The organism is Paenibacillus sp. SC116 (genome assembly GCF_024733555.1).
Classification (GTDB): Bacteria; Bacillota; Bacilli; order Paenibacillales; family Paenibacillaceae; genus Paenibacillus_B.
Genome location: NZ_JANIOF010000001.1, coordinates 1,964,879 through 1,982,773, shown reverse-complemented (window position 1 = coordinate 1,982,773; position 17,895 = coordinate 1,964,879). Strand labels below are relative to the sequence as shown.

The window sequence follows — 17,895 nt, the reverse complement described above, 5'->3', positions numbered from 1 at the left end:
TGTTAGGAAACCTTACACGAAATAAAAAAATACCTGACATGAGTATTGACGGACGATATTCTAAGGTTCTATAATAACTTCAATATCAAAAAACGAAGTGAACAATCAGATGTAAATAACTTATTAATGTTCGGAATTGGGGAGGAATTGAGATGTCAGTCAACCGTGTATTGGAATTAATGAAGGAAAAAGCTATTGAGTTTGTAGATTTCCGTTTTGTAGACCTAAGTGGTCGTGCGCACCATATTAGCTTGCCTGCAACAGAAGTGGAAGCTGAAACGTTCGTAAATGGTGTTGCTTTTGATGGTTCTTCTATTCCAGGCTTCCGCGGTATCGAGGAATCCGATATGGTGATGATGCCTGATACAAATAGCTGTTATGTAGATCCGTTTACTTCTCATGCTACGCTTATTATTATGTGTAACATTCATACACCAGATGGTGAGCGTTATGATCGTGACCCGCGCAGCATTGCAGAGAAAGCAGAGCAATTCTTGCAAACGGCTGGCGTTGGTACTGCTGCTTATTTCGCTCCTGAGTCCGAGTTCTTTATTTTCGATGATGTGCGTTACGAAACTTCTATGAACAGTTCTTCCTTCTTTGTAGATTCCGAAGAAGCTGCATGGAATACGAACCGTAAGGAAGAGGGCGGCAACCTCGGCTTCAAAATTCCTACAAAGGGCGGTTACGTGCCTGTAGCTCCAGTTGATACACAACAAGATTTGCGCAGTGAAATTTGTCGATTGCTGCAAGATGCTGGCCTTCGTGTTGAGCGTCATCACCATGAGGTGGCAACAGCAGGTCAAGGCGAGATTAACTTCCGCTTCGATACGTTGAGAAAGACAGCTGACAACTTGCTGACGTATAAATACATCGTTCACAATACAGCTCGTCAATTTGGCAAAGTAGCAACGTTTATGCCTAAGCCATTGTTTGGTGATAACGGTAGCGGTATGCACGTTCACCAATCGATTTTTGATGGTGATACACCGTTGTTCTATGAAAAAGGCGGCTATGCGAACTTGAGCGAAATGGCGTTGCACTATATTGGTGGTATTTTGCACCATGCACCAGCATTGCTTGCGATCACGAATCCATCGACGAACTCCTTTAAGCGTCTTGTTCCTGGTTATGAGGCACCAGTTAACTTGGTATTTTCTAAAGGTAACCGTTCTGCCGCGATTCGTATTCCAGTCGCAGCGGTAACGCCGAAAGGCTGCCGTATCGAGTTCCGTACACCTGACTCTACAGCTAATCCATACTTAGCATTCGCGGCTATGTTGATGGCTGGTCTAGACGGAATTAAGCGCAAGCTTGATCCACGTGCTCTTGGTTATGGTCCATTTGATAAAAACATTTATGAGTTGTCTGATGCGGAGAAGCATGAGATTCGCAGCGTGCCAGGTACGATGGAAGAAGCGCTTGCGGCACTTGAAGCCGATCACGAGTTCTTGCTCGATGGCGGCGTATTCTCCAAAGACTTCATCAATAACTACATTAACTTCAAGCGCAATGAAGCGAAGTCAGTAGCGATTCGTATTCATCCGCAAGAGTACAGCCTATACTTTGACTGCTAATATATAGGTAGAATTGCTTCATGCGGAATTTGAGTATATGATGAAGCTGCAATCATTCGAATAAGTTTTCAAAACGTACACAAATACCCCTCCTTGAGAGAAAACGCCATTCGTAGCGAGAATCTCGAGGAGGGGTTCTGTTATTTCGGAAATAAGTGATGGATGGAACGGTGTTGAAGATAAACTATTCGTGAATTATGCTTATAACCGAACAATATTGATATAGGTTTGTTCTATTTTTCGTGAAATAATTGGTTGAAGGAGATGTCATTACCTGATATCATTACAATAATATTTCGGAAGCTATCATGGGAAAAAGGTGGGGGACATATGGAACAACGTCAACGAGCTTATAACTTTAATGCTGGACCGGCAGCATTGCCGCTTGAAGTGCTGGAGCGTGCGCAGTCGGAATTCGTCGAATTTGCAGGCACAGGCATGTCGATTATGGAAATGTCGCATCGCGGCGGCGTATACGAGGGTGTGCACAATGAGGCGAAGTCACTACTGAAGGAATTGCTTAACATTCCTGCAGGATATGATGTGCTGTTCATGCAAGGTGGAGCAAGTACTCAATTTGCGATGATTCCGCTTAATTTGCTCGCCCCTGGCAAAGTCGGTGCGTATGTGAATACGGGAAGTTGGGCAACGAAGGCGATTCAAGAAGCGCAGCTAGTGGGAGAAACACAAGTTGTTGCATCATCTGAAGCGAATAAATTTATGAGCATTCCATCCTTATCTGATCTACAATTGCCTGAACAAGCTGCGTATTTGCATCTAACATCGAACGAAACGATTGAAGGAACTCAGTTCCATGCTTACCCGGATACAGGAAATGTGCCTCTCATCGTAGATATGTCCAGTGATATTTTGTGTCGTCCAATCGATGTATCTCAGTTTGGCATGATTTATGCTGGTGCACAGAAAAATCTGGGTCCATCTGGCGTTACGGTTGTGATTGCTAAGGAAGAGCTCATTGCCAATAGTCCAAAGACGATACCAACCATGATGCGCTACAGCACAGCTCACAAAAACAACTCGTTGTACAACACACCTCCATCTTTCTCTATTTATATGGTGAAGCTTGTATTGGAATGGATTAAAGAGCAAGGCGGCTTGAGTGCAGTTCAAGTAGCCAATGAATATAAAGCACAACTTCTTTATAATGCAATTGATAACAGTGATGGCTTCTATCGTGGTTGCGCAGAGCAAGACAGCCGCTCCATTATGAATGTAACTTTCCGTCTCGCAACCGAAGAATTAGAGAAGGCGTTCGCTGCTCAAGCGGAGCAAGCTGGCTTCATAGGATTGAAGGGCCATCGTAGTGTAGGTGGACTACGTGCCTCTATTTATAACGCGGTTCCGCGCTCTAGCTGTGAGGCTTTAGTACAGTTTATGGAAGACTTTAGACTTAAAAACGGATAATTTTTACTCAAACTTGCAACTAAATGGAAGAAATCTGCGTCTTATAGTTAGACGTCGGATTTCTTTTTTTATTTTTGTTTCGTTTTTCTGTAAAAGGTGTAAAAAATGGATGGGAATCTAGTAAGGAACACAAAAAGTTTCCATGAAATTGGAGAATAAGAGAAACTTTATGTGAAAACATGAATATAAACAATTTGAGGTATATTTTGGTTTAGTGAAGATGCCTTCTTAGTTAAGCACTTTTACATCTAGATTGTGGCAGATTCGCTACTAGGATCATTGGGAGCTTGTTTTTTTAAATAAGTTATCCATAAATAACAATCGTGGAGGGAAAAGGTTTCATGAAGAAGAAAATCGTCAGTACAGCTTTAGCTGCGAGTTTAGTTGTTGGATCACTTGCAGGCATTCCTGTTAATGCATTGTCGACAGCGGAGGCGCTTAGCAAGATTCAAGCTGCCCAAGAGTCTAAGTCACCAATTATTTGGTTGGAAAATAAATCGAAGCAAATACATGGTGCATTGAACGATAAAGAGCGTTCGGTTGTGAAGGCGACTTATAACAATGTAACTTCTGCTACGTATGCAACGTATGGAGAAGTTGTTGACCCGATCTGGAATGTGATTCCGAGCGATCTTAAGAAAGATGCTGTCACAAAAGAAAATGTTTTCGGCATTTACAAACAGTTGAAATTGTTTGCGCTTGGTGATCCACAGGCCTTAGGTGCATTGAGTACTACATATGACAAAGTGCTGCAGCAAGCAGCCAAAGACGCAGGCCTGCAATCTGGATTGACAAAAGCAGATTACGAGGATCTGGCAGCGAAAGTTAAAGGCAACTTCTTAAAAGAGTTCCAAAGTAAAGAAATCGCAGCATTGTTGAGCAATCCAGCGGATATCGGCAAGAATTTCAATGCGAAGCTGCAAAAAGTGGTTGTATCCGCCATTGCTGAGTCTGACAAGTTCAGTGCTATAGCGAAAACGTATAAGCTGGACTGGAATACTGTAGGCGCAGCAGATAAGCAACTAGCTTCTAAAGTAACTACTTATAATGAAGCTGTTGAATCGTTGGCTGTAGCAGCAGTGCGGGCGCATGCGAACCTAATCGGAAAAGATACAAATGAAGGTACGAATGTTGTGTTAAGTGTATACGGGGCTGTATACGGAAATGTGACGGAAAGCGTGTATACAGATGTATATGGTGGTGTAACTACTGTCACATATTCTGATTACAACCGCTATATTGAATTGAAGCTCGACGAGAATAAGAGTACTGGCGTTAAATTAGAAGGCGGTACACTAAAAACGACAGGTAATAAAGATGGAGTTGCCTACGTAACTGCTTATATTAGAAAAGCTGGAACTGCATTCCGTGGAGACGAAGTTCTATTTAGCAACGTACAAATTCCTGTTCGTTACATCGCTCCTGGTTCGAACAATGGCGGAGGCGGATACTTACCTGGCGGTGGTGGTGGCAGTATCTCGGATGGCGTCCTTATCGATTATAACAATTACTTTAAAGAGCTTGAGAAGCAATTGGCTGCGCTTAAATCGCGTCTTGCTAGCGCTGTATCCACAGAAGAGAAAAATCGTGTACTAGATGAATTAAATGCGTTGTTGAACAAGTCATTTGCTGAAGTAACCAAGCTGAATGTGAAGCGTTTCGTTGTTGTTAAAGATGGCGTTGCTATATTGAAGCTAACAGACAATGATTTGAGAAGCTACGTTAATGAAGTGGAAACTCAATTTAAGAAGTGGGCAGACTTATTCAAAAATGTGAAGTCTGATATTACGATTCCAGCGTTCGCACTTACTTTGGATGCAGGGTCTCATGATGTGAAGAAGTACCATGTATCTTTAAGCAAAGCATTGCAAGAGCTCTTTAAGTCTAAGCAAGCAGCAGACGTATCCGTATTGACGAACGGATTGCGTGCAACTCTAAATGTTGCTTCTCTGCAAGAAGATGTAGAATGGAAAACGACATCGAGACAAGAGAATCGCTTCAACAATAGCCCAATCGTTGCTTCTGATGTATATAAATACGAGTTCAGTTTGAAAGACAGCAAGCAACTGCCAAGTGGTGCTGTAAAAGCAACACTTCCATTGAGCTCATCATTCAAACTACCTAGCCGTGCATTGGTTGTAGCAGCTGCGGGTAGTACTGCGGTGAAACCTGTTAATGGCAATTATGAATATGCAATTAAGAATGGCAATGAAGAGCTTGCGATTACAGGACGTAGTGTATCCTACAACGATATTAGTAAAGTCCGTGCATGGGCTGGTCCAAAAATCGACTTTATCTCTGCATTGGGCATTATGGAAGGCGTAGGCAGCAACCGCTTCGCACCTAAAGCACCGACTACACGCGGTGAAGTAGCGAAAATGTTCGTACTTGGTTTTGACCTGAAGGAGAAAGAAGGTTCTAAAACATTTACGGATGTAAGCAGCTCGAAATGGTATGCGAAGTACATTCGTGCAGCGGCGGATCAAGGTATCTTGAGCGGATATCCAGGTGGTACGTTCAAGCCAGAAGCTAAAATTAGCCGTGCGGAGTTCGCAGCTACTGCAGTTCGCTTATTGCAGCAGAAGCATGGTTGGAAAGATGTAACGGATCCGGATCAAGTATTGAAGAAGTTCAAAGATTACAAGTCGATCCATCCTTCTCTCAAAGCAGACGTAGCCTTGGCAGTTGAGAAAGGCATTCTCGTTGGCGATAAAGGCAAGTTGAAACCAAACGATTCCACGAATCGTGCGGAGTCCGCAGTTATTTTGTATCGTTTATTGAATAAATAAGTTTAAGTTGAAGAGACCGCCTTTCTGTCTGAATAGATGGAAGGGCGGTTTTTTTTTATGTTAAGATGGATGGTTACAATTTAAATGAAGGATGTAGCATGATTATGCTAAACTGGCGTTGTAAAAACAGCATACTAAAATCGATCAGCACCGCCGTACAATATTGGTAATGGGAATGTGATTTCTTTACAAAGACGGAATTGTTATTGGAAGGATTGAAAAGAAATTAACGGAGGACAAACGATGAAATCCATCCAGATAAGGAGCTACTAATGGAAATTAAAAGGCTTGACGATAAATATATTTTTTCTGGAATAAACCCAGAAGTTGATGTTCAAGTAAAGTTTTTAAACCATTTAATGAAAAATGAAAAGCAAATTTTATTTGAGTATTTGGAACCTAATCCTTACTATGGGTCTGAAGAAGAGGTTAAGGAAAATATTGATTATTTTCTTGAGGATTATGTATCTGGCACAGTAACTTTTCAGTTTGATTCAACAGAATCAAAGATTGAAGAAAGAGTTCAACATATTCTGAAGGAATTAAAGGCAAATGAATGCCAACAAAGTGATGATTATGCACAATTTAGCGCTAGAGAAATGTTAGATAGCATTATTAATAATAGGATTAAAATAAAAAGTGAAGTTGTAGAGAGGATAAGAAGAAGTATATATGAGGAAATCTTTTATGATCTAACTCACTACTATTATAATTATGCTTCTGAGCGAATGATGTATAAAAATCATTATTGTATATCAAAAGATGATAACAACGCTTATAGTTGATCAAAATGTTAATACGATATGGTATAGTCCAAGAAATGAAGAAGAGTTAGCTGACATTATTAAAAATAAACACGATTATAATTGTATTATAACTGAACCCGGTTCACGATTTAGTGAGTATAACTTTATCGTATGTTTTTATCATACGGAATCAGAATACAATCTAGAGATATTTAAAGGTCGTAATAGAAATTCTCAAATGGAATCCATCATAGATCTTTTTAGAATTTAAGCGCTATCTCATCATTCTGTACATTGTTTGAAAAAAAGTATCTAAATTTGCAGCAGACGTCTAAGTATAATAGACGTCTGCTTTTTCTTTTAAATAATAAAATGTGTTAGTTACTAGGTATAGTTAATTTACATTTATTCATATAGACATAACATGAATTGATTTATAAGATATTTAGGATGTCTAATAACAAAATGGTAATTGTTGAAAATTTAATTTTAAATATTTTCTCGGATATAGGGAAAATGAATTCGAAGGAGCAGGGGCATTGAAAACCATACGAAAATTTCAACTTCTTTTTACTCTACTATTGTGCGTAACTACTATTACACATGCTACACCATTATTGGCAAAGAAAAGCGGACAGCAACAAACCTATTTGTATGATGAGAATAATCGAATGACGCATTCTATTCCTTCATCTGGCTTCATGACGGTATATAACTATGATACGAATGGCAATCTAGTTTCTCTACAAGCAGCTGTTGCTGCCAGTGATAATCAATTTATCGAGGACATGAATGGCGATGTTAAGGCTGATTCGATACTGTATTATTCGAAAGATGGCGCATGGTATGTCTCTTTATCAACAGGCACTCAGTTCAAGCCGTATTCAAAATGGTTAGATGGACATGGTGTTGGTTCTCAGCAGTAGTTTATAGCAGATGTAACTGGCGATGGACGAGCGGATGGTATTTTGTTCGATAAGGAAAAAGGGAACTGGTATGTAGCGCAATCGGACGGAAAGAGTTTCGGGCAGCAGTCAAGTTGGTTAGAAGGACATGGTCTTGGTTCTCATGATCAATTCGTAGAAGATGTAAATGGAGATGGCAAGGCAGATTCCATTGTGTACTTTGGAGAAACCGGTACCTGGTATGTATCGCTATCCTACGGCTCTAACTTTGGCGCGTATAGTAAATGGCTGGATGGACATGGTATAGGATCGCACAAACAACTGCTAGGGGATGTTAACGGAGATAAGAAAGCTGATTCCATCGTATATTTTGCAGAAACGGGAACGTGGTACGTATCTATTTCAGATGGAGTAGGGTTTGGTCCTTACGGTAAATGGGTCGATGGGCACGGGGTGTCTTCGACGAGTCATTTGCTTGGTGATATAAATGGAGATGGACGCTTGGACTCACTTGTTTACTTTGCATTGAAAGGTTCCAGGTACGTGTCTAAATCCAATAGCACATATTTTGAAGCATATAGTAAATGGATCGGACTGGACTAATTAATTTAAGCAATGAGATAGGCAATAGAGTAACAATAAATATATCAGTTCATTTTTCAAAAAATATTTTTCTATATGATAAAGATAATAATTCATCCTAGAGGGGTAACTGGCCATGAAACATATCAAAAACATGAAAGTAGCCTGCATTTTGATCATATGTAGTATCTTATTTTGTTCTTTTTCAGCTTATGGATATGCTACTTCGATTCATCGTACAACCTGTACGATGATCGGGGAGATTAATAAATACGAAGTTATCCAATGCAGAAGTATTGGAATATCACTATGATTTGAACGGGAATGTAATCCGTAAAGCAAATCATAATAAATTCATTAACGCAGATTTTGAGGTTTCCACAAATGAACTTACATCCACCAGATGAAGTTAGGGGAGTAGGGTTAACGGCTGAGTATTTTAACAACATGGAACTAAAGGATATCGTAATGACCCGCACTGAACCTGCGATTAATCACTCTTGGGCTGCTGAATCACCTGCTTCTGGCATACATGCAGATCAATTCTCTGTTCGCTGGCGCGGTTACATTGAGCCGCCTGTAGAGGAGACATACACCTTCCACATCCATTCAGACGATGGTGTGAGGATATGGGTGAATAATCAATTGATTCTGGATAAGTGGGCTGATCAAGCAGGTGAATTTGATAGTATACCAATCTATTTGTATGCCGGACAACGATATGAGATACGTGTAGAGTATTTTGAGAATGTAGGACATGCTACTGCAATTTTGCAATGGTCCAGTCCTCAATTGGCTAAAGAGGTCATTAAGCAAACACAGCTCTATCCGATCAAGGCTGCCACGGGTCTGTTGCAAATGATAACAAGCGTAGATATGCCTATGATGAACAAGGGAAGCTTTTTTCGGTAACACTCCCTTCGGGAGAAGTTATTCAATATAGCTATGATGCAAATGGTAACTTGATATCTAGGAAGCGATAAGGAGAAGGGATGTTTTAGTATACCATAATTATAAATATATAATCATATACGCATTTATGGTTTTGGGAATTGATTTATCGATATCTTAGTTGAGGTTTTTCATTACATTAATACAAACAACAGGGGAATGTGAACAAATGAAAAAAATGAGGAAGTTATCCGCTTTACTTGCTTTAGTCATGTTTTTGGAATTAGCAGCACCATTGTTTATGCAAGTTGCAGAAGCAGTGGCAGCGCCTAAATCAGTGTCTACTCAGACTGCTGACAATAAAGCGTTGCTAACGATTGACTATATCGCGAAGAAATACAATGTATCTCCTTCTGATATTCTTTTGCGATTGAATGAAGGATATTCTTTGAAGCATATTCATGATGCTTTAGCGAAAAATCCAGAGATCACAGCGTTGGAAGCTACGCTTGAGGAGATGTATCCGGGTGTAGGGACGAAATATGAACCACCTACGGTGAGAGATGCGACATATGGCTTACAAATGCCCGGCTTCGAATTGCCATTTCCTAATCTAGGAGATGTAACAGGTGCTACTTATGGAGACTTAACGGTTACAGAATCTGTATACTCTCGTCAGCGGAGATCGTTGATGAGCTCTAACAGTGATTATGATAGATTAGCACTGAAAAATCAGCATACGAAGCTCGATCAAGCTCCGTATAGTATCGGTAATGGAAATGGTGATATCTCGACGTTAGATGGTTCATTAAATATTTCAAGCACGGATATCGGCATACCTGGCCGTAATGGACTGTCATTTCAATTAAAGCGAACATACAATAGTAATTCTGCCGAGTATTATGATAAAAGTGTTGAAAACATGAGAGAGTACAGAATGTATCTTATGCCTCAAGTTGGGGTGAAGATCACAGAGGTTACCAAGGATGCTAATGGTAATATTGTACACATCCCTCATGGAGTACGTTCTGCGGATATGAATGGGTACTTTCAATTTTTGGGGAACAATTTTGAAGTTGTATCTCAATCGTATATTTATTATTCTGTAGGACCCGATAATGAGGAATTGACAGCCCAAGTGGCAGCAGACTTTCCAGCGAACAAACTTATGTGGAAAGAAATAGTTACGCTCAATGAGCGTCAGCAATTTATTCTAGAGGCTTATCCTTATGGGAATGGTGAATATACGTTTTTTAGAGGAAGACATCCCGATATGTTGAGCTGGGGATACATGAATGTGACTAAACCTGATCCAGATGATAGTCGTGTTGGCCTAGGAAAGGGATGGACATGGGATATTCCTTATGTACGACCAGGAACATATTATACGCCTAACTATGTGACTTTACCTGGTGGTTCTACTTATGCGTCGGATACATATGATCGGAAACGTCTAAGTGGATATCCATATGATGATCTCATTTTTGGTGAGCACAATGTTGATGTTATAAATGGTATTCAGACGGGGTACATACTGAAATATAAAAGTGGTATGACCTACTATTTTGCAAAAGAAGGATATCTGATCCGTCAAGAAGATACCTATGGAAATTATCTCGATTTTAAATATCAAAGAAACGGTGATGGACATTTACTTACTCAAGTAACGGATCCGTTAGGAAATACACTTAAACTTGATTATTTTGGTGATAAGATTGTTGCTTCAAATGGCAGAGATAAAGTAATATACCAAAAAGCCACTATAACGGAAACTACTAAACCGGAAACTACCATACAATATTTGCAATCTGTCACGGATGTGGCAGGAAGAACAACTTATTATAACTATCAATTCGCTGAATCCAAATTTACGTTTACTGGAGGGCGATTATTTAAACGGAATGATTTTGCATTAATTAATGGTATCCATCATCCAACAGGATCTAAGACACAGTTTTCCTACATCCCGATAGAGCGTTATTTGGGACCTAGTGCAAAGCAAATTCAGTATCGTGTAACTGACAGTAAAGATGTCACCGAGTATGCAGGTGGTCGTACTGTTGAAAGTAATCAGCAAACGATTCGTTTTGATTCAGATCCGTACTCGTCAGCACATGAACATCAATATCGATCCCATATATCTAATGGAATTTCAACATCAACGTTTACTTATAAAAAAAGTGATAACAATACTCAGCAATTAGAGATTGTACAGGAGTCAGGTCCTGTTCAACATATAACACAGCAAATTTACAATACGGTAGCGGATAAATATCCAAAACAAGTTATTTCGAAGAAACGAAGTAGTGGGGTAGAGAGCCCATCTTTAGTAGTTAACTATGAATATAACAGAGATGGTAATGTAACGAGTGTTACCAACAATTTTGGTGCCAGCACGTTAACTACCTACGAAGCACAGCGTGGACTACCAGAAACGATTACGACTAAACTGGATGCTAATCAGCAAACCTTTACCCGTTTGGTTCGCAATGATAAAGGCTCTGTAGTAGATTCTAAAACGTACGCGAATGCTGAGGGTGGACATCTCCTGAATCACATCAATTACGAGTACGATGGATTCGGAAACGTTACGAAAGTAACCGGTCATAATGATCGAGGAAAACCGACTGTCTTTAGATATCACTATGGTCCGGAGTATCAACATGGATTCCTTACGCAGCAAGATGTAGATGTTACGAATGCAGATGGACAAGTCACGACTATTGTGGAAAAAGCGAAGTACGATCCAGTAACGGGACAATTGCTTTCCTACACAGATGGTAAACAGCAAACGACATCGTATGCGTATGATGCTCTGGGGCGTACAACTTCGGTGACGATGCCAAACCAAAGCCAGATTAGCTACGTATATAATGATACTCAAAACCATGTGCAAATGAAGAACACGCTTGGAGAAGTAAGCGAAGCATGGTTCGATCCATTGGGTCGTAAGATTAGAGAGACACAAGGCTTAGGCCAAGTGAAATACGGCTATGATGAACGTACAAGTCAAATGATTTGGACAGAAGACGCGTATGGCAATCGCACATCGTACACCTATGACGGATTTGGACGTCCTCTTCAGACTACGTATGCAAATGGTACATCTGATTGGGTCGAATACGATGATGCAAAACTAACAGTAACAGCCATTGATGCAGAGCAAAATCGTACAAAATCGACAAGTGATGTATTAGGCAGAACGATTTTGGTGGAGTCTTTACAGAACAAACAGAAGTATGTGCCGGTTCAGCGTACGGAGTATAACTTCGCAGGTGGAGTTACTTCTACAACCGATGCAAATGGCAATAATACAGCGTATCAGTATGACGCTGGTGGTCAGATGACGGCAGTTATGGATGCTGAAAAGCAAACGACGAGCTATTTGTACGACCGACTAGGAAATCTTATTGAGACAACATATGCGAACAAGCAGAAGATGAAGAAAGAATATGATGAGCTTGGTCGTGTTGCGAAGAAGATTAATGAAACAGGTCAAGTTCAAAAATACTACTATGATGCAAACAGCAATCTAGAGAAATACATTGATCGTAGTGGAAACATTACCGAGAATTCCTATAATGTAATGAACCAGTTGATTCAAAATAAGCTAGGTAATGAAATGGTTCAATACAGCTATGATACTGAAGGCAGACCGCTTACGATGACAGATCATAGAGGAACAACGAGCTATGAATATCAGTCGCGTTCTGGTTTCTTAACAAGCATTCAGTATCCAGATGGTGTGAAGCTAACAAATAACTATGATCTGAACAAGAAGACGGGCTATGAGTTCGCAGCTCCTGGTGTAAACGTGAAGGTAGATAGTACCTACAACAACGTTAATCAGCTGAAGCAACTGAACATTATGAGTGGTGGCAATCAGCCAGCGAAGACGATCTCGTATGATCACTTGGCAAATGGACAACTCTCAAAGCAGACGTATGGCAACGCATTTGTCACAGATTATCAATACGAAGATATGAAACTGAAGCAACTGAAGTACGAGAAGGGTGGAGTTGCACAGAATACCTTCCAATATGGATATGATTTGGTTGGAAACATCACGCAGCGTAATGAAAATAACTACGTTACGAACTTCTCATACACGCAATTGAATCAGATTCAAACATCCAGTGAATTCAATGAGACCTATTCGTACGATGAAAGGTACAATCGCCAAACGCTAGACACTACTAGAGAGCCAGCGATAACGACAAAACAGTACGAATACGATAAGAAGAATCGATTGACGAAAGTAATAGGTGATCATAATCCAGTCACGTATTCTTACACGGGCGAAGGGTTGCTGTATGAGCGTGTAGAGAATAACGTTAAGAATCGTTACTATTACGATGCGAACAAGCTATTATTAGCAGAAGCAGTTGTCGGGGCAGATGGCAAAGCCAAGATTAAATATGTTTATCTGTATGATCTAAATGGCAAGCTTATCGGTCGCCAAGATGCTGCAACAAGCCAGTTGCAATATTACCAGCTCAATGGTCATGGTGATGTCGTAGCTATCGTTGATGAATCAGGTAAGAAACTGAATGAATATCGTTATGATATTTGGGGACTGCCACTAGAAGAGAAGGAGACGGTATCAAACATTCTGAAATACTCAGGTGAGTATTGGGATAAGACGACAGGGCTTCAATATCTTCGCGCAAGATGGTATGACCCAAGCATGGGGCGATTTATTAGTGAGGATACGTATGAAGGAGAGCCAGATAACCCGCTTAGTTTGAACTTGTATACGTATGTTGCCAATAATCCATTGGGGTATATTGATCCAAGTGGACATCGATGGGAATCTTATAATCTTAAAGAAGTTGAAATAGTACTTGATCATGCAATGAAATTAAACTCTAGTAAAGCTGATGAGTACTGGGCAACTAGACAATATTTAGGGAAAGTATTTGAACCAGTTTTTAATGATCGAAATAATAATCAATTCAAGTATTTGTATGGAGTATTAACCCAAACAAGTCATTCCAAGAATAGCCCAGAAAATGCAAAGTGGGCCAGAGAACAATTACTTGATGCATATGATGTATGGCAAATGCCCGGTATATACGAAGTTGCAGCATCCATGGGTACGATTGGTGTAATGGGAACTATTAAGGGGACCGGAATTAAGACTCCTACGGTAGCAGGAAGGGGGCAATCAAGAGGAGGACATCAACCAACTAATCTAAAAGAGCAACTTGCGATGGAAGAATCTATGTCAAATCCTGCCGCAGGCAAGACTTTGGAAGGAAAGAATACAGACCCAAGATGGCCTGCTTCTGAGGGCTGGTTGAAGAAAGCACAAAATGTAAATGGTGTTGAGGTACACTATCATTACAATCCAAAAACTAGAGAAATAGATGATTTTAAGATTAAATAACGAGGTGGTTCAATGAAGGTCAGATGCATCGCTAATACTGGCGACAAACTTTCGAGAAAAACACGGGAATTAGGAAACACTACGGAAACAAAATACTCTGTTAAAATTGACGAGATTTATACAGTGTATGGAAAACATCTTTACAAAGGAGTCTTAAGCTATCTGTTGCTTGGAACATATGAAAATCTCCCATCATGGTATCCTGCTGAGTTATTTGAGGTAACTAATTCGTTACTTCCTTTGGAATGGTACTATCAATTTTTTGGTCACGAGAACAGTGTTAGTGCAGTTTGGGGATACAAAGAACTAGTAGCAATCGAATCACACCATGATGACCTTATCGAGCGCGAAGATGAAGCAGTGCGAATATTTTTGAAACGAAAGAAAGAAATAGATGAGTTCAGTGAATAGTTTGACTAATGAGGCATTCTCATTGAGAGTGCCTCTATTTTTCAGTAGGCTACTCAGTGCTGAATGAATCGGGCGGCTATCCCTTGATTTATACATACTAACTTCTTCTGGTGAGCGTGGTAACGTCGTCCCGCTTTTCCTGTTTACTATGTTTCATTAGATATACAGAAGTTGGCAGGAGCACGTGTGCAGTTGTATATGGATTTTTATAATAAACAGGGCCAGTGGGTTTCGGCAAATATTAAAGATATACATGAAGACAATGGAATGGCGATGATGACAACGTATCGCATATCTGGAGTAGTACCAAATGATGCTGCGAAAGCTACAGCCTATCTGCTAGTTAGAAGCAATTCGGATAATGGGGCAGGAAGCATTCAAGTATCTAGTGCTAGCTTCGGCTATGGGGTCGATCCAAACCTAATTTACAACGGACATTTGCAAATTAGTAATGAACAGCATGGTGCAGAGGGATGGATCAAGCATGGGGGAGTACATCAGAACTCGATATATAATAGACTAAACGACCAAGGTAACTACGTGCAAGAAATCAAATCCAGCCATATTAGCAGTGGGGCTGCTATATCAGGAATTACCCAATTAATCGAAGTGGAACCTAATAAAAATTTCAAAGTGTCAGGGACATTCAAGAACGTAGAGTTGAAAGGTGCATATACACAGTTGTATGTAGATTTCTTGGATCGTAACGGTGCTTATATAGGCGCTAATGTTACGCCTTATCATTCCGTGACTATTGGTGAGAGTATAGAGTTTGTTAATCATGGAGTGGTTCCAGCGCAAGCAGTGTCTGCTAAAATATATGCGTTAATCCGAGGGGAGCAAGATAATAGCTCGGGGACGATACAGGTAGATAATCTCGCATTTATTTATGATGACAGCACCACTAGTGTGAACGGTGACTTCAATGTTTACCATATGAACGATAATACGGCTGCTTTATGGAGTCCTTACATATGGACTGCAAGTAAATATCAATTGCAGCTTGTGAAGTCGGATACAGGTGGTATCTCGCAATTTATGAAAGGCAGTGGCATTCAGACACATGGAACGGTAGGTATTTATCAGAGGCTGTTAGTCACACCGCACCGAAAATATGATGTATCAACTACCGTGCGGGTGCATGAACTGAAAAATGCGAAAGTTCAATTATACGTAGATGTGTTCGATAAAGATTGGAGACATATCCAAGCAAATATAAAAGAACATAACCAGCCGACAGGAAATCAGTCGATTCAGATTAGTAATTCTGGAGATATTCCAGCCAATGCAGCATATGCCCATGTCTATGTTCTTATAAGAAGCACGAATAACGATGGTGAGGGAGCGGTAACAGTTGACAACGTTCAGTTCAATTATAAGTAAACGTAATATAGTAATGGTTTTGTTCACAGTTTGTATCGTAATGTTTCTTGAGGCAGCAGCACTTAATTTCACTACCAATCCTGTATCTGCCGCACCAGCAGTACAAGTAGATGCAACGAACTCAATTATGGTGAACACTGACAACAGTAAAGGATCGGTGTATATCTATGATGGGGATCAGAAGCTCCATACGACGTTTCAAAATGGAAAAACGATTATTAATCAATATGACTTAAAGGGTAATTTAATTCAGAGATATATTCAAGCAGACAAGCTTGTGTTTTCAACAAGCAATGCTTCGATATCCTTATACATCAAGGCGAATCCAACGACTACGAATGAAGTAAAAGTACATACTCGTAAAGATAAATCCAAGCCAGATCACGTTGAAACGATAGCGTCGAAACTTGGCAATGGTGTTTGGAAAGCCGTTCTACCTCTAGAAAAGTGGCATGATGGTGCTCAGTTATTTGAATCCACGGTGTTCATCAATGGTATCTCTGCCAAACAGGTTGAATTTAAGGCAGTGGAAACGGTGGAGGCAGATTATAAGCCTGTTGTTCCACTAAGCGATGAGTATATCAAAATCCAAGTTTCAGGTGTATCACCTACGGTTTCGAAGGTAGAGTTTCCGACGTGGACCATTGCTAATGGACAAGATGATATTCAACATATTCAAGGGAAGAAAGTAGACCTTGATAGATGGGAAGCTGTTATCCCATTCGCTGGACATAATTATGAGCTAGGTCGCTATGCCACACATGTATATGCGTTTGATCAGCAAGGAAATGCAAAGTTTATAATCGGCAGAGAATACGAAGCAATAGCTGGCGTAAAAGCGCCTGAACAATCAAAAGTTCAAAATATTTCTCATGATGTATATGCATACGGTGTGGATCCGGCTGTGAAGCAAGTTGAGTTCCCGACCTGGACGGCTCATAACGATCAAGACGATCTTGAATGGATTCAAGGTAAGAAGATTGCTCCAGGAGTTTGGAAAGGTACGGTTGTTTACAAGAAACACAACAGCGAGACGGGGAAGTACACCACGCATATTTATGGAGATAAGAAGGAAATTGGTGGAGTAGATGTTATGGTTAGTAGTGACATCTCGCTTAAAGCACCACAAAAAATAGAGCTGAAGGAAGGTCAATACCAGGTTCGAATATCTGGCTTGTCTAAAGATATCCAAAGGGTGTATTTCCCTACATGGACATTCCACAATGGTCAAGATGATTTGGCTAGTTACTGGGAGAGAGGTATACGCGAAAGTAATGGCGACTGGGTCTATACGGTTAATTTTAGGAATCATAGCTATGAAGCGGGACGATATATTACGCATGTGTACGCGGTAGATAAGTATGAAAATATGGAGATGATTAGCTCTACAGAAGTGATCGCAGAGCAAAGCGTGAAATTTAAGAATTCGGTTCGCCTGGATGAACAATGGTATGACATTTATGTATATGGTGTAGATAGAGCTGCTAAAAAAGTACATTTTCCAACTTGGACCGCATTCCAAGATCAAGATGATCTGAAAGAGATCAAAGGTGAAAAGATCCGTGATGGTGTATGGCGAGGCAGGGTGAAGCTTAGCGACCATCGCAATGAGACAGGAAGTTATGTGACGCATATTTATATCGACGATGTCTTTTTCCAAGGGCATGTGGTAGAGGTAAAAGGCTAGAGATTCTATGGTCTGGTGTAAATCATGTAAATGATAGGTCAGTTGCTTTATGGAAACAAACAATAGAATGTAGTTTTAACATTATCAAAGCATCTAGAATTGAGGGATAG

11 protein-coding genes are annotated in these 17,895 nt (G+C 40.2%); all 11 read left to right on the top strand.

Features of this window, described 5'->3' with window-relative positions; genetic code table 11:
- Window positions 1–152 precede the first annotated feature (152 nt).
- The 11 genes from glnA (at window position 153) to NQ117_RS08610 (ending at window position 17,785) form a co-directional block, all read left to right on the top strand.
- Entirely contained in the window at window positions 153–1,577 is a 1,425-nt protein-coding gene (glnA, locus tag NQ117_RS08660; protein WP_258277565.1) for a type I glutamate--ammonia ligase, read from the top strand.
- A 330-nt stretch (window positions 1,578–1,907) separates the two neighbouring features.
- Window positions 1,908–3,002, top strand: a complete 1,095-nt coding sequence (serC, locus tag NQ117_RS08655; RefSeq protein ID WP_258277564.1) for a 3-phosphoserine/phosphohydroxythreonine transaminase — start codon at window positions 1,908–1,910, stop codon at window positions 3,000–3,002.
- A 341-nt stretch (window positions 3,003–3,343) separates the two neighbouring features.
- On the top strand, window positions 3,344–5,791 hold the full coding sequence (locus NQ117_RS08650; RefSeq protein ID WP_258277563.1) for an S-layer homology domain-containing protein: 2,448 nt from the start codon (window positions 3,344–3,346) through the stop codon (window positions 5,789–5,791).
- A 272-nt stretch (window positions 5,792–6,063) separates the two neighbouring features.
- The gene (locus NQ117_RS08645; protein ID WP_258277562.1) at window positions 6,064–6,576 is read left to right on the top strand and encodes a hypothetical protein; all 513 of its coding nucleotides are present in this window, start codon (window positions 6,064–6,066) and stop codon (window positions 6,574–6,576) included.
- A 500-nt stretch (window positions 6,577–7,076) separates the two neighbouring features.
- On the top strand, window positions 7,077–7,463 hold the full coding sequence (locus tag NQ117_RS08640; protein ID WP_258277561.1) for a hypothetical protein: 387 nt from the start codon (window positions 7,077–7,079) through the stop codon (window positions 7,461–7,463).
- 42 nt (window positions 7,464–7,505) lie between these two features.
- Entirely contained in the window at window positions 7,506–8,045 is a 540-nt protein-coding gene (locus NQ117_RS08635) for an FG-GAP repeat domain-containing protein (RefSeq protein ID WP_258277560.1), read from the top strand.
- A 363-nt stretch (window positions 8,046–8,408) separates the two neighbouring features.
- Window positions 8,409–8,936: a PA14 domain-containing protein gene (locus NQ117_RS08630; protein ID WP_258277559.1), complete on the top strand. Its 528-nt coding sequence runs from the start codon at window positions 8,409–8,411 to the stop codon at window positions 8,934–8,936.
- 208 nt (window positions 8,937–9,144) lie between these two features.
- The gene (locus NQ117_RS08625) at window positions 9,145–14,304 is read left to right on the top strand and encodes an RHS repeat-associated core domain-containing protein (protein WP_258277558.1); all 5,160 of its coding nucleotides are present in this window, start codon (window positions 9,145–9,147) and stop codon (window positions 14,302–14,304) included.
- Between the two features lie 12 nt (window positions 14,305–14,316).
- Window positions 14,317–14,715: a phosphoribosylaminoimidazole synthetase gene (locus NQ117_RS08620; RefSeq protein WP_258277557.1), complete on the top strand. Its 399-nt coding sequence runs from the start codon at window positions 14,317–14,319 to the stop codon at window positions 14,713–14,715.
- 186 nt (window positions 14,716–14,901) lie between these two features.
- Window positions 14,902–16,098 carry a hypothetical protein gene (locus NQ117_RS08615; protein ID WP_258277556.1) on the top strand — a complete coding sequence of 399 codons (1,197 nt, stop codon included), beginning with the start codon at window positions 14,902–14,904 and terminating at the stop codon, window positions 16,096–16,098.
- Window positions 16,070–17,785: a GBS Bsp-like repeat-containing protein gene (locus tag NQ117_RS08610; protein WP_258277555.1), complete on the top strand. Its 1,716-nt coding sequence runs from the start codon at window positions 16,070–16,072 to the stop codon at window positions 17,783–17,785. The genes NQ117_RS08615 and NQ117_RS08610 overlap by 29 nt, the downstream gene beginning before the upstream one ends.
- The last annotated feature ends 110 nt before the right edge of the window (window positions 17,786–17,895 follow it).

Excerpts from the sequence above, each read along its gene's own strand:
- NQ117_RS08650 (WP_258277563.1), top strand. The coding sequence starts at position 3,344 with ATGAAGAAGAAAATCGTCAGTACAGCTTTAGCTGCGAGTTTAGTTGTT.
- NQ117_RS08645 (WP_258277562.1), top strand. The coding sequence starts at position 6,064 with ATGGAAATTAAAAGGCTTGACGATAAATATATTTTTTCTGGAATAAAC.
- NQ117_RS08630 (WP_258277559.1), top strand. The coding sequence starts at position 8,409 with ATGAACTTACATCCACCAGATGAAGTTAGGGGAGTAGGGTTAACGGCT.
- serC (WP_258277564.1), top strand. The coding sequence starts at position 1,908 with ATGGAACAACGTCAACGAGCTTATAACTTTAATGCTGGACCGGCAGCA.
- NQ117_RS08620 (WP_258277557.1), top strand. The coding sequence starts at position 14,317 with ATGAAGGTCAGATGCATCGCTAATACTGGCGACAAACTTTCGAGAAAA.
- glnA (WP_258277565.1), top strand. The coding sequence starts at position 153 with ATGTCAGTCAACCGTGTATTGGAATTAATGAAGGAAAAAGCTATTGAG.
- NQ117_RS08625 (WP_258277558.1), top strand. The coding sequence starts at position 9,145 with ATGAAAAAAATGAGGAAGTTATCCGCTTTACTTGCTTTAGTCATGTTT.